Genomic DNA, 14,161 nt, shown 5'->3' with positions numbered 1-14,161 from the left:
CCTTGTCAACATCACCCTTACAGATTATAGAAAAATAAGAAAGATGCCCTTTCCCCTACCTGTTATATGCTATAATATATGTGATTTCAGGGGGTATGATACGATGAATAATAATCAAAAAGATAGATTTCAAACAGTCTGGAAGCAGCTGACCCGTTTTTTCCAAAGTGAAAAAACACATAAGAACGCACGGGTTACATACCAAGTCATTTGGAATTTAACACTGATCCTCATTATTGTCGGGATCCTAGGATTCTCATTCGCCGGCGGCGTCGGAGCCGGCTATTTCGCTGCCCTCGTCAATGATGAGCCAGTGCGCTCAAAAGAAGATTTGAAAAAAGACATTTACAATTATGAAGAGACCTCTGAAGTATACTTTGCAGATGAAGTATACTTGGGCAAGCTTAAGAGTGACCTTGAGCGTGAAGAAGTGTCCATCGATAAAGTTTCCGAGCATCTTAAAAATGCAGTCATCGCTACAGAAGATGAGTATTTTTATGAGCATGACGGGGTTGTCCCAAAAGCCATCCTGCGTGCGATTTACCAGGAATTTTCGAATGCAACCGTCCAATCGGGGGGTAGTACATTAACACAGCAGCTCATTAAAAACCAGGTCCTGACCAACGAAGTATCGTTTGAACGGAAAGCAAAAGAAATCCTTCTTGCGCTCCGGGTCGAAAAGTTCTTTGAAAAAGAAGAGATTTTGGAAACGTACTTAAACGTCTCCACTTTGGGACGAAACTCTTCAGGCCGTAACATCGCTGGGGTCGAGTCCGCCGCTGAAGGTATTTTTGGCGTGGAGGCCAAAGATCTGACACTGCCCCAATCAGCCTTTATCGCTGGATTGCCGCAAAGTCCTTTCGGATATACACCATATACCCAGAAAGGAAAATTGAAGGAAAATCAAGAGCCCGGCATCAACCGGATGAAAACCGTTTTAAAGCGGATGTATAGTAACGGGTACATAACAAAAGAAGAATATGCTAAAGCAAACGCATACGACATTACTAAAGACTTTATCGGTAAAACGGAGATGCCATCCGAGAAATATCCATGGCTCACCAATGAAATCGAAAAACGCTCCATCAAAATCCTCTCTGTCAGTCTGGCAAAAGAAGATGGATATGAAGAGAAAGATTTAAAGGATAAAGATTTAAAAGAACAATATGTAGCACTTGCCGATCGTAAGCTGCGTCAAAACGGCTATCAGATCTATACGACGGTCAATAAAAAGATATATGATAAAATGCAGGAAGTTACGAAAAACTATCCGAATTTCGGATACGATAAAGCGGGCGAGCCCGTTGAAGCCGGGGCTATTCTAATCGAAAATAAAACAGGAAAAATCATCAGTTTCGTAGGTGGCCGTGATTTCAAGCGGAAACAGACGAACCATGCAACCGCATCATCACTTCGATCAAACGGATCAACGATGAAGCCTTTGCTCATATATGGTCCAGGCATCGAGCTAGGAAAGATCTCACCTGGCAGCGTATCGGCCAACGTGCCGATCTCCATTCCAACAGGCGGCAAACCGTGGCGTCCAGGAAACTATGGCGGCGGTAGCTATACTGGGGTAACGACAGCCCGTGAGGCACTGAAGAATTCCTATAATATCCCGGCAGCGCTCTTTTACATGAAAATAATCAACCAAGGTCCAGCTTCCTATTTGGAAAAAATGGGCTTCTCCACCGTGACGAAAGGGGATTACTCCAATCTTGCCATGTCATTAGGTGCGATGGAAAAAGGTGTAACCGTTGAAGAAAACGTCAATGCATATGGCACTTTTGCCAATTCAGGAGAATTCGTCGATGCCTATATGATCGATAAAATCGTATCGAAAGATGGCGATGTCATCTATGAACATAAAGTGAAACCAGTGGATGTTTTCTCACCACAAGCCGCTTACTTGACACTTGATATGATGCGTGATGTCGTGAACAGCGGGACGGCCGCTTCGGTCAGGAACCGACTCGCTTTCTCAAGTGATTGGGCAGGTAAGACCGGAACTTCCCAAAACTATTGGGACGCTTGGTTCGTCGCAACCAATCCAAATGTATCATTCGGTACATGGCTCGGATATGACACACCGAAGTCCTTGCAAGGGACGTATAATGGTCTGGAATATAATAAACGTAATATGTATTATTGGGCAGATCTGATCAATGCCGCCTATAAGGTCGACCCTAAACTCATCGACCCCGATAAGCGATTCGAAATGCCTGGCGGAATTGTCAGCCGTTCCTTCTGTGGCGTTTCAGGACTGCTGCCTTCAAGCTCATGCCAAAAAGCCGGGCTTGTCAAATCGGATTTATTCATCGCCAAATATGCTCCATCCAGAGCGGATGATAGTTTCATAGATGGACAATATGTATCAGTCGGCAGCAAACGCTACGCAGCCCTTCCGCAAACGCCTGGTGAATTCACAAGCGGCGGGTTCATGTTGAATCCCGATTCCTTTGCAGATATCGGTTTGAAATATGTCGATGACCCGGGATCCGTGATTCCCGGAGCCGAAAAATCAGGAAATGTCGTCGGGGCGACAGCGAAATTGAATGATAATGGCAAAACACCTGATCCCCTATCCATAACGATCAGTAACGATAAGATTACATGGGGCTTGCATCATGAAGGAGATGTCGTCGGTTATCGTGTCTACAAAGACGGCAAAAAAGTGGCGAGCATCAACGCTGGGGAGAATCTTGTTTACAAAGTCGGCTCTGGCGGATCTTATTACGTAACTGCCGTCGACATTGTCGGAAAAGAATCAGCTCCTTCCCGACATGTTGAAAGCGGCGCTAAAAAGACAGGTTCAAAAGAAGATTCCACAAAAAATAAAGATGATCGTGCAAAAGATAAAATAGTTAACGAAATTAAAAAAACAGACTCAAAAGAAGAGAACGGTTCAGATAAAAATACAGATACAGATACAAATAAAGAAAAACAACCAGAGAAAGAGAAAGATAAAGAAACAGATAAAGAAACAGGAACGGATGAAGATAAAGAGCCAGCTCAAGACAAAGATCAAAACAAAGAGAATACAGAAAAAGAAAATCAAGAGGCCGACAAAGATCAAGGCACAGTCAATGATCAAGAGCAAGACACGGATAAAGCTGAAGAAGAGGAAGAATGACACTCTTTCTTGAACTAAAACAGGCTGTCGGGTAACCCCGACAGCCTGTTTCCTTATAATCTCCCAAAAAGGCATCCATAAGTGAATGGATGCCTTTTTCATTCTCAATAATCAGGATGACCCAGTTTCTCAATCCTCCATCGATGATAAATCACCGGTTGGCAAATCAAGTTCCCAAGCTTTCAAGACACGGCGCATGATTTTACCGCTTCTTGTTTTAGGAAGTTTATCCCTGAATTCAATTTCACGGGGTGCCGCATGTGCTGCTAGACCGTGCTTTACAAATGTACGAATTTCCTCAATCAACTCATCGTTCGCATCGTATCCGTCACGAAGAGCGATGAACGCTTTGATAATTTCCCCCCGAACCGGATCCGGCTTCCCGATGACCCCCGCTTCAGCTACGGCTGGATGCTCGACCAACTTGCTTTCCACTTCGAAAGGTCCGACTCTCTCCCCTGCCGTCATGATGACATCATCAACACGGCCTTGGAACCAGAAATAACCATCTTCATCCATATATGCTGAATCTCCGGAAACATACCAATCACCTGGCATAAAGTAAGATTCATATTTCGCTTCATTCTTCCAGACTGTCTTCATCATCGAAGGCCAGCCTTTCTTGATGGCAAGGTTCCCCATCCTATGCGGCGGAAGCTCGTTCCCTTGATCATCCACTATTGCCGCTTTCACGCCAGGAATCGGTTTACCCATCGAACCCGGTTTGATTTCCAGGCAAGGATAATTGCAGATGACCTGAGCCCCGGTCTCCGTCATCCACCATGTATCATGGATCCGGTGATTGAATACCTTCATTCCCCAGCGCACCACCTCCGGGTTCAACGGTTCACCGACACTTAAAATATGGCGGAGATTGCTTAAATCGAAACGCTTAACGATTTCATCACCTGCGCCCATCAGCATCCTGAAGGCTGTCGGGGCACTATACCATACCGTGACACCAAAGTCCTCCAAGGTCTTGTACCAGGATTCAGGCTTGAACCGCCCGCCTACAACGACATTCGAGGTCCCTGTAAGCCAAGGTCCAAAAATCCCGTAAGACGTCCCTGTCACCCATCCAGGGTCCGCTGTGCACCAATACACATCCTCATCCTGCAAATCAAGGACCCATCTTGCCGTTTGATAATGCTGGATCATCGCATTATGAACATGAAGCACCCCTTTTGGTTTGCCTGTGGAACCGGAGGTATAGTGAAGGATCAGACCGTCATTCCGATCCACCCATTCAATGTCGAATTTTTTGTCGGCTTCTTTTAACTTCTTATTGAAGTGATGGTACTTTCCTTCTTCTTTTATATTTTCCCCCACCAAGAAAATATGCTTTAAATGGGGTAATTCATCCACTGGGACGCGCGGCAAAAGTTCAGGTGTCGTCACAATCACACTTGCCTCACTATCCTCAAGACGATCCCTTATGGCGCCTTCCATGAAGGCTTCGAACAACGGCCCTACGACCGCTCCCGTTTTAATCGCACCCAACAATGCAAAATAAAGCTCCGGGGAGCGAGGCATGAAGATGAAAACACGATCACCTTTTTCCACATTGGCAATGTTCTTGAACACATTGGCCGCTTGGTTCGTATAATCTTTCATTTCCTTGAATGTATACTTTTCATTTCTTTGATCGTCTTTGTAATAAAGGGCCACTTTATTCCTTTTGTATGTTTCGACATGGCGGTCAATGGCTTCATATGCAAGATTCACTTTACCGGTTTCAGACCAGGAGAATTCCTTTTCCGTCTCAGACCAGTCAAACTTATTGTATTTTTCATCATAATTCTTTAAATTGAAATTACCTTCCACTACTGGCAACGCTTTCACATTCATACGACAAACTCCCCCTTCATTCGGCTCTATATTTTTATTATAGTATAAGAAACGAATTATCTCAATTTTTAAAATATTAAACACTTCCATATTAGGGAAATCCCTTCTTGGTGAATTTTGAAAGTTACTGGAATATTGTTATGGTCAAGGTGAATCCATATGATGGCCGGGAAAGAAGAAGCACTGTAACAAAAGCGTCTTGAACTTTCTGAATTATGCCCCTTGTTTTCATGTATAATTTATATAAGCTTTCCATTCGGTAAGTTTTTAAAAGCAATGATTCGTATACTCCGGAATGCGAGATTGTAAGATTACTACATAACAAGGGTGGTGAAAGAATGGAATATAGTAAGACCTTTTACACTAAGGAACTGCAGACATTAAGCGGAACGCTCATCATCGAGGGGCCGTTAAGCGGCGAAAGAATGTCCGCTTATGAGTTTCACGAAGACTTGGTCGCCTTTCGCCCTCCTGCTTTGCAGCATAAAGCGTTAATAGAGATTGCAGACTTGCCTGAGGGCAGGATCTTCATCGCCCGTGAAAATGAAACAATCGTGGGTTATGTGACTTACTTATATCCCGATCCCTTGGAGCGCTGGTCGGAAATCAAGATGGATGACCTGATTGAGCTTGGTGCAATCGAAGTCATCCCTAAATACCGGGGTGCCTCCGTCGGAAAGAACCTAATCCGCCTTTCAATGGAAGACGATTCGGTCGAAGACTTCATCATCATCACCACTGAATACTATTGGCATTGGGATTTGAAAGGGACAGGGCTGAATATTTGGGACTATCGCAAGGTCATGGAAAAAATGATGAGTGCGGGTGGCTTGGTTTACTTTGCAACAGATGATCCAGAAATCAGTTCCCATCCGGCCAACTGCCTGATGGCCCGAATTGGCAAAAGAGTCCCGCCGGAGTCCATCCAGAAGTTCGACCAATTGCGTTTTATGAATCGGTTTATGTATTAAAGAGGCGAGGAAGAGGAGGAAGGAAAATGATTGTTGAAACAATAATGAATGAGGATATCATCACTCTCACTCCAACGGATACCATCCATAGCGCTGTCTTGATCATTAAGGAGAAACGAATTCGCCATATACCCATTGTCGATGACAGCTTTCAACTTGTGGGATTAGTCAGCGACCGTGATATTCGGGATGCTGCCCCTTCTATTTTCCGTACCGAAGAATACAAAAATGATTTACAAAAACCACTATCAAGCATCATGAAAACGGAAATAATCACGGGGCACCCGCTGGATTTCGTGGAAGAAATCGGGGCTGTTTTTTGCGATAACAATATCAGCTGCCTTCCAATCGTAAAGGGAAGGAAGTTAGTGGGCATCATAACGGGCTCTGATTTACTTCATTCATACGTTGAATTGACTGGAGTCAATCAGCCCGGTTCCCAAATCGAAATCAGAATCCCGGATAAGGCAGGTTCCCTTCATGATATTGCCCATATTTTCAAAAGGCGCAATACGAATATCCTGAGCACCCTTGTTTATCCTGAAAAAAATGGAACCGATTATAAAATTCTTGTAATTCGTGTACAGACGATGAATCCATTTATGGTGGTGGAGGATTTGAAGAAAGAAGGCTATACCGTTTTATGGCCTAGTCTACCGGGGATTTCACATGAATGATACATCCCTTTTCGTCTATTCGGATGAACTTCTTACCTACAAATTCAACGATGAGCATCCATTCAATCAAAAACGGCTTAAACTCACGCTTGATTTATTAAAAAAACACCATGCCATCAATGATGACCAAATTATCAAGCCCAGAATGGCTACCGATGCAGAATTGGAACTGATCCATGATCACCATTATGTAAACGCTGTCAGATTGGCGGGCCAGGGAAAGCTCCCCCATGAAAAGGCAGTAAATTATGGACTAGGAACAGAGGATACCCCTATCTTCCCCAACATGCACGAAGCAAGCGCCTTGCTTGTAGGCGGAACTTTGACGGCTGTGGATGCCGTCATGACCGGTCAATCCCTGCACGCACTTAATCTTGGCGGTGGCCTGCATCACGGTTTCCGTGGGAAAGCCTCAGGCTTTTGCATTTACAATGATAGTTCGGTCGCGATTAAATACCTGCAAAAGAAATATGGGGCGCGTGTCCTGTATGTCGATACCGATGCACATCACGGTGACGGAGTCCAATGGTCATTTTATGATGATCCCGATGTATGCACCTTATCCATTCATGAAACGGGGCGCTACTTATTTCCCGGCACCGGAAATATTAACGAGCGGGGCCAGGGAAAAGGCTACGGCTATTCATTCAACATCCCGGTCGATGCGTTCACTGAAGATGAATCCTGGCTCGAATGCTATAGGACTTCCTTTAAAGAGGTCATTGAATTCTTCAAACCGGATGTCATATTAACGCAAAACGGAGCCGATTCCCATTATTATGATCCGCTCACACATTTATCTGCCACCATGAAGATTTATAAGGAAATACCAAAGTTGGCACACGAAATGGCCCATAAGTATTGCGAAGGACGGTGGATTGCAGTAGGTGGCGGCGGATATGATATATGGCGCGTCGTTCCGAGGGCTTGGGCGAGGGTCTGGCTTGAAATGACGAATAATGATATTTCAGGTCCCCTATCAAAGGAATGGCTCGATCGCTGGCAGCCTGAGTCCCCTGTTCCCCTACCGAATGAATGGGATGACATGGAGGATATATACGAACCCATTCCGAGGAAGCCTGAAATTACCGAGAAGAATGCCCTGACGCTTGAAAAGGTCCTTTATCCCATCCGGTCTTCCAAGCAAACAGCGAAAAGCAATGAACAAAGTTGACCAAAAGATCGTTGAAAAACGATCTTTTTTGGTTTGGTAATACATTTGGGGAACAAAAAGAGAGTGCCCTCGGGACACTCTCCAAACCAGTTCATTTCGTTGATTGACGGTTTTCAATCCGATGCGGCAGGATCACTTTTTCAAGACCTTCCTCCACTTGTTCTTTGTTCATCAACTTTGTAAGAAGCCTCATCGCAACCGCACCAATGTCATATAAAGGTTGAACGATCGTCGTGATTTGCGGACGCACCATCAATGTCAATCTTGTGTTATCGAAGCTGATCACTTCAAAGTCTTCCGGCACATTATACCCTTTGTCCTGTGCGGCATGGACAATTCCAAGCGCCATTTCATCAGCACCGGCGATGAATGCCGTCGGTCTGTCTTTAACTTCCAGGTACTTTTCAAAAGATTCAATTCCTGAATCATATGTATAATCACCTTCAACAATATACCTTTCATCAAATGAAAGACCAGCTTCCTTCAATCCCCGTTTATATCCAGTCAATTTCATTTCATTAATCAGCGCGGAAGGGTTTCCGCTTACAAAAGCGATATGCTTGTGGCCTTTATTAGCAAAGAAGGTCACTGCGTCGAATGCCGCCGCCTCATAATCAATATTAACCGATGGAACTTGCCCGCTTTCATCCACCGAACCTGCGAGAACGATTGGAACCGGTGAATTCTTAAACTCTTTGACATGCTCATCGGAAATGTTGCCGCCCATGAATACGATACCATCCACTTGTTTTCCAAGCATCGTATTCAGCAAATGGAATTCCTTATCTATATTCTCATCAGAACTGCTTAGAATGATATTGTATTTATACATGGTGGCTATATCTTCTATGCCCCGTGCCAATTCGGCAAAAAAGATGCTCGAGATATCCGGGATGATGACCCCGACTGTAGTCGTTTTCTTTGAAGCAAGTCCCCTTGCCACTGCATTGGGACGGTACCCCAACTTTTCAATAACATCGGAAACTTTCTTCCTTGTTGCAGGCTTTACATTTGGATTCCCGTTAACTACGCGGGAAACGGTGGCCATGGAAACATTCGCCTCACGCGCCACATCATAAATGGTTATATTATTCATTCATCCATTCCTCCATTTCTTTCATTTTCCCCATAAAAGACCCGAATTATTTCGAAAAAAAATCTTTTATGCGTTTTTCTCTATAAGGAAGATTATTTTAGGAACGATCTGCCTAACAAAAAAGCAGTCCTACTCTCTTCTCAGTCAAATATTCAATACCCTATTCAAGTATAAAATTCACATAGATATCACTTTATGTATGACCCAATCTTCCGAACAGTTCTCATTCTTGTTATTTATCATACGATAGTCGAATCTTTCCTGCAATCCAATAGTGCTTATTTCGAAGCTTTTTCTGCAAAAACTAGTATTTTACCATTAAAAAAAGCCCTTGCCAAGTTGGTAAGGGCCGTAAGTAGATCATTTAAAGACTTTCTTAGCTTATACAGTTACCCAGTTCAAACGTTTAATTTCATCGTAGAATTCATCAAATTGTTTGAAGTCCATTTGCTGTGCAGAATCCGATAGAGCAACGGAAGGATCTGGATGCACTTCAGCCATAACACCGTCAGCACCGATTGCAAGAGCCGCTTTAGCCGTAGGAAGCAAGAGATCGCGACGTCCAGTTGAATGGGTTACATCAACCATGACCGGTAAATGGGTTTCTTGTTTTAAAATCGGTACAGCAGAGATATCAAGTGTATTTCTAGTTGCTTTTTCGTATGTGCGGATACCGCGTTCACAAAGGATGATGTTGCCATTGCCCTGCGACATGATGTATTCCGCTGCATGAATGAACTCTTCAATCGTTGCAGCCAGTCCGCGTTTTAAAAGTACTGGTTTATTTACAGCACCTGCCGCTTTTAGCAAGTCGAAGTTTTGCATGTTGCGCGCCCCGATTTGGATGACATCGATATGATCGATTGCCGCTTCAATATCGTTGGCACTCACGATTTCACTGATGACAGCCAAGCCGTATTCATCAGCAACACGTTTAAGTATTTGTAAACCTTCCAAACCAAGTCCTTGGAAGTCATATGGAGATGTACGTGGCTTAAAGGCACCGCCGCGCATCAATTTCAAACCTTTAGCTTTAATGACTTCCGCCACCGCAGCTGTCTGTTCATAAGATTCAACGGCACATGGTCCGAAAACGAAGCTAGGGATCCCGTTACCTACCAATTCACCCTTAATGTCGATGATAGTGTCTTCAGCCTTTTGTTTTCTTGATACAAGAAGCGTTTTCTTCTGATCATCTTTTTGCAGCTCCAAGCCCAATTTAAAGATTTCTTTGAAAATATGTTTAATCGAACCAAGATCAAGCGGTCCTTGATTATTGGCTTCGATAAGATCCAGCATTGTTCTTTCACGGACCGGATCGTAACGGTTTACACCTTGTTTTTCTTTAACGCGACCAATTTCCTGTACAAGTTCAGCACGTTGATTAATAAGATGTAATAACTGAAGGTTCACATCATCCAGTTGATTACGAAGTCCATCAAGCTCTTTGTTGCTCATTACAAATCCATCCCTTCGTTTTTTAAAATAGAAATCGGTTCAGCGGACTTATACTAAAAAAAATCCCATCTGGATCCTCGAACATCCACCCCGATTGTTTTATCAATGAAAAATTTAGAATATTTCATGTATGATAAAATCAATTATAAATGAAGTGTCCAAAAATGTCACTATATTTTTCTTTAATAATTAAACGCTTTTAAGCATTAAAGTTATAAATGCATAAAACTAGGTGCCACTCATGCAAGAAACTGAATATTGAAACACGATCCGTTGTAGGAATTATATTGGAAATAGAACAGGAAAGCTATCATTTAATTGATAATTTCTCTCAAGATCATAGGGAAATGTTTAAATCTTCTGTCACTTGTCTGAGCCATCGAGAAATGTTTAAAGAGTCTTTGTGTTAGCCAAATGAACAGGAAGGGCATCCCTAGAAAAGGTTTCCCCAGGATTAAAATCCTTAGGCCCACCAATCATTGGAATAATAAGAGGCCGGACCCCCTACAAAAGGGATCCGGCCTTCAAATTCATTCTGTAATGGCCTTGCTCAATGAATCATATGTAATCCGCCAATGAGATTCATTCCAGACAGGTTTTCCACTTTTAAAAAGGATGGCCTGAGGTGATTGATGTTTGACATCAAATGTTTCTGCCACATAATTGGATAGTGGACGAGCTTCCTGGACGGCTAAATAGGCCGTTTTAAGTTGTTCGTTCCCTAAGATGTACCTCTCATATTGTTCAAATGCTTCAGCACTTACAGGGCATGTTACGCTATGCTTGAAAAGCAGGAATGTATCCTCTTTTAAAAGCTCATTGAATTGTTCTTCTGTTTCGATTTTGCTCATGACCATAAAGCAGTCTCCTTTCCTTGTCATATAAATTTTACCATCAAAAAGGCGATGAAGCCATCGAAGCACTTCACCGCCTTATTCTTCGTCCCTTAATGCCTCTTCATTCCCATTAAAGGAATCTAAGGAGTTTAATTTTTTAGTTTACTCTCCGTTTCATCAAATGCCTTTTTCGCTTCATCAAGTTTTAATTTTGCCGCATTCTTGTTTCCGCTTGTAGGATCTGCAGGATTATTTTCCGGGTCATTTCCATTAGCAAAGTTCGTTTCGACTGATACGATAGGAGCATCGGTAGTTCCGGTTACATCAATATCCTTATTGCTTGAATTCGTTGTATCATCAGCAGCGTCGCCGTTCTCTTTTCCCGTTTTCAGGCTCTTCACTTTGTTGACGATATTTGAAGATTTATTGGAAACGATTTCCGTGACTGAGCTTGTTTTTTCTTTTGCAGTATCAGCAAGGACTGTACCTTTTTCCATCGCCGTTTGTCTTAATCTTTCTGTTTTCTCTGAAATGTTTCTAGCTTGTTCATTGAAGTCATTCCTTAATTCCTTGCCTGTTTTCGGAGCCATGAACAAAGCTGTAGCCGCTCCGATCATCCCGCCGATCAAGGCGCCAATCATAAAGTCCTTAGAATTGATCGAGTCGCGTTCGTCCTCATATGATTTCTGATAGTCCTTTGTCGGAAATTCTTTTTGAGTCATAATACATTCCCCTTTCAATTTTCAGTTCATTTTTATTTAACTAGATTTTATGATCTGGAACGTAAAAACCTTTTTTTAGGTAAGTTATCTGTTTCCAGCGCTTCCCTTTCTAACTCTGCCCTTTCAGTTGGGGTCGGGGCTGCCTGTTTGCTTCTGGCCTTCCATTTGTCCCTGATCTCCATGGCTACATTGCTCCATTGTACAATTTGTGAGATTCTTTCTTGATTATTATCAATCTCAGCCTGCACTTTATGGGAAACCTTTTGGATGGAAGAATTAAAGCTAGAGATGGATGTACCTACATCCTTCACCGCATCCACCACCGTGTTCAGGTTTTCTGACTTTTGCTGCAAATCTTCAGCCAACGTATTCGTTTTATGTAATAACTGAGTAGTTTCGAGCGTTATGCCCTGCATTTGGCTCTCTAGTCCTGTCAGCGTCCGGGCCACACTGTCCAGGGTAGTTTGAAGTGATGTCAGTACCTTTGTTAGAAATATAACTAGTACCAAAAAAGCTATCGCTGCAACAGCAGCACTTACGTATAAAATAATCTCCATTGGAACACCTCCGAAAAAAATCGACTTATTTAATAGCTGTTAGATATTAATTACCCCTTCCCTATTATTATAAACGTATTTATTTTTTCAATATACCCTATCAAACCCTAATCTGGAAATATTGTTGTCTGCATCCATTTCCTCCGCGAAATTCATAGGTGACACTTATGGCAGGAAATCGGGTATGATAGAAAAGATAAGTCGAATTTAAACAATGGAGGTATTTTTTATGAAAGATCCCAGAATTGGTACATTGGCCAAAAACTTAATCAATTATTCCGTGAAGCTTCAAAAAGGTGAAAGAATCTTGATCGAAAACTTTGGATTGCAGCGTGAACTTGTTAACGCACTTGTGAATGAAGCCTATGCAGCAGGTGGTTACCCATTCGTCCTGTTAAAGGATCACCAAGTGGATCGTGCCTTGCTGATGGGTGCCAAAGAAGAACAGTACAAGATGATGGGTGAGTTTGAAGCAAACGTAATGAACCAGATGGATGCTTATATCGGGCTTCGTGCCGGGGATAATATCAATGAACAATCCGATGTCCCTTCAGAGAAGATGGCGATTCATGGACAGACAATCGGTAAAGTACATAGAAATATCCGCGTGCCAAAAACAAAATGGGTCGTACTTCGCTACCCGACAAATTCCATGGCCCAATTAGCCAAAATGAGCACAGAAGCATTCGAAGACTTTTATTTCGAAGTCTGCAACCTCGACTATGGCAAAATGAGCGCAGCAATGGACAACCTTGTTGAATTGATGGATAAAACGGATAAGGTCCGCTTAACTGGGCCCGGTACGGACCTAACCTTCTCCATCAAAGACATTAAAGCCATCAAATGTGCGGGTGAGCTGAACATTCCTGACGGTGAAGTATATACGGCTCCAGTTAAAGATTCCATCAATGGAGTGATTTCGTATAATACTCCTTCCCCTTATCAGGGTTTTACTTTTGAAAACGTGAAGTTAACATTCAAGGATGGAAAAATCGTTGAAGCGGTTGCGAATGATACGGAACGCATCAACAAAATTTTTGATACTGATGAAGGCGCACGATATGTCGGTGAATTTGCAATTGGTGTAAATCCTTATATTCTACACCCGATGCAAGATATCCTCTTTGATGAAAAAATTGATGGAAGTTTTCATTTCACTCCCGGACAATGCTATGATGATGCCTATAACGGAAACCATTCAGACATTCACTGGGACCTGGTCAATATCCAGCGGCCTGAATATGGCGGCGGGGAAATCCATTTTGATGACGTCTTGATACGCAAGGACGGACGCTTCGTTTTACCGGAACTGGAAAATTTAAATCCAGAAAATTTAAAATAACATAAAAACCAATAAAAAAACGACCAACCCGCTACTTGAACTGCACCCCAATTGTTAGACACCATCTAACAATTGGAGGTGCTATTTTTTATGACAAAATATTCATTAGAGTTGAAATTAAAAGCTGTCCTTGCTTATTTAGAAGGAGTTGACTCATTTAGAACTGTCGCGAATCAATTTAATACCAGTTTGACTCCTTTAAAGCATTGGGTGGCGCATTATAAAGAACATGGTATAGAAGGGCTAATGTCTACCTATACAAATTATGATATTAGCTTTAAGATGGATGTACTAAACTATATGAACGATTTTGGAGTGTCTAGTACCCATGCAGCTGCTGTGTATAA

At 42.7% G+C, this 14,161-nt stretch carries 12 protein-coding genes; 6 read left to right on the top strand and 6 right to left on the bottom strand.

What is annotated here, in order from left to right; all coding sequences use genetic code 11:
• Nucleotides 1-103 precede the first annotated feature (103 nt).
• Nucleotides 104-3,133, top strand: a complete 3,030-nt coding sequence (locus ACIQ0C_RS00060; RefSeq protein ID WP_403055778.1) for a transglycosylase domain-containing protein — start codon at nucleotides 104-106, stop codon at nucleotides 3,131-3,133.
• 129 nt (nucleotides 3,134-3,262) lie between these two features.
• Here ACIQ0C_RS00060 and acsA read toward each other — a convergent pair whose 3' ends face one another.
• Nucleotides 3,263-4,981, bottom strand: a complete 1,719-nt coding sequence (gene acsA, locus ACIQ0C_RS00055; protein WP_403055775.1) for an acetate--CoA ligase — start codon at nucleotides 4,979-4,981, stop codon at nucleotides 3,263-3,265.
• 338 nt (nucleotides 4,982-5,319) lie between these two features.
• On the opposite strand from acsA, the gene ACIQ0C_RS00050 reads away from it, so the two are divergent.
• The 3 genes from ACIQ0C_RS00050 to ACIQ0C_RS00040 are packed head-to-tail and all read left to right on the top strand — an operon-like array spanning nucleotide 5,320 to nucleotide 7,803.
• Nucleotides 5,320-5,952: a GNAT family N-acetyltransferase gene (locus ACIQ0C_RS00050; protein ID WP_402835339.1), complete on the top strand. Its 633-nt coding sequence runs from the start codon at nucleotides 5,320-5,322 to the stop codon at nucleotides 5,950-5,952.
• Between the two features lie 26 nt (nucleotides 5,953-5,978).
• Nucleotides 5,979-6,629: an acetoin utilization AcuB family protein gene (locus ACIQ0C_RS00045; RefSeq protein ID WP_214748659.1), complete on the top strand. Its 651-nt coding sequence runs from the start codon at nucleotides 5,979-5,981 to the stop codon at nucleotides 6,627-6,629.
• Nucleotides 6,622-7,803: an acetoin utilization protein AcuC gene (locus ACIQ0C_RS00040; protein WP_403055772.1), complete on the top strand. Its 1,182-nt coding sequence runs from the start codon at nucleotides 6,622-6,624 to the stop codon at nucleotides 7,801-7,803. Before ACIQ0C_RS00045 ends, ACIQ0C_RS00040 begins: the two co-directional genes overlap by 8 nt.
• A 91-nt stretch (nucleotides 7,804-7,894) precedes the next feature.
• Here the strand turns inward: ACIQ0C_RS00040 and ccpA are convergent, their stop codons facing one another.
• From ccpA to ACIQ0C_RS00015, 5 genes are all read right to left on the bottom strand, one after another.
• A complete protein-coding gene (ccpA, locus tag ACIQ0C_RS00035) occupies nucleotides 7,895-8,899 on the bottom strand; it encodes a catabolite control protein A (protein WP_403055769.1) in 1,005 nt (334 codons plus the stop codon).
• 381 nt (nucleotides 8,900-9,280) lie between these two features.
• A complete protein-coding gene (locus tag ACIQ0C_RS00030) occupies nucleotides 9,281-10,357 on the bottom strand; it encodes a bifunctional 3-deoxy-7-phosphoheptulonate synthase/chorismate mutase (RefSeq protein WP_034309244.1) in 1,077 nt (358 codons plus the stop codon).
• Nucleotides 10,358-10,887: 530 nt separating this feature from the next.
• Nucleotides 10,888-11,214 (bottom strand): bacillithiol system redox-active protein YtxJ, encoded by a 327-nt coding sequence (gene ytxJ / locus ACIQ0C_RS00025; RefSeq protein ID WP_063594411.1) that lies wholly within the window; start codon nucleotides 11,212-11,214, stop codon nucleotides 10,888-10,890.
• A gap of 128 nt (nucleotides 11,215-11,342) precedes the next feature.
• A complete protein-coding gene (locus tag ACIQ0C_RS00020; protein ID WP_403055765.1) occupies nucleotides 11,343-11,915 on the bottom strand; it encodes a YtxH domain-containing protein in 573 nt (190 codons plus the stop codon).
• Between the two features lie 47 nt (nucleotides 11,916-11,962).
• Nucleotides 11,963-12,472 (bottom strand): DUF948 domain-containing protein, encoded by a 510-nt coding sequence (locus ACIQ0C_RS00015; RefSeq protein ID WP_076364648.1) that lies wholly within the window; start codon nucleotides 12,470-12,472, stop codon nucleotides 11,963-11,965.
• Between the two features lie 229 nt (nucleotides 12,473-12,701).
• Between ACIQ0C_RS00015 and ACIQ0C_RS00010 the strand changes: the two genes are divergently transcribed.
• Both ACIQ0C_RS00010 and ACIQ0C_RS00005 read left to right on the top strand, forming a co-directional pair.
• A complete protein-coding gene (locus ACIQ0C_RS00010) occupies nucleotides 12,702-13,814 on the top strand; it encodes an aminopeptidase (RefSeq protein ID WP_403055761.1) in 1,113 nt (370 codons plus the stop codon).
• A gap of 90 nt (nucleotides 13,815-13,904) precedes the next feature.
• On the top strand, nucleotides 13,905-14,161 hold a 257-nt coding region (locus ACIQ0C_RS00005), incomplete at its 3' end, for a helix-turn-helix domain-containing protein (protein ID WP_403055758.1).

The organism is Peribacillus sp. NPDC096448 (genome assembly GCF_044762675.1).
Taxonomy (GTDB): Bacteria; Bacillota; Bacilli; order Bacillales; family DSM-1321; genus Peribacillus; species Peribacillus frigoritolerans_B.
This window is presented reverse-complemented; position numbering and strand designations above follow the sequence as displayed.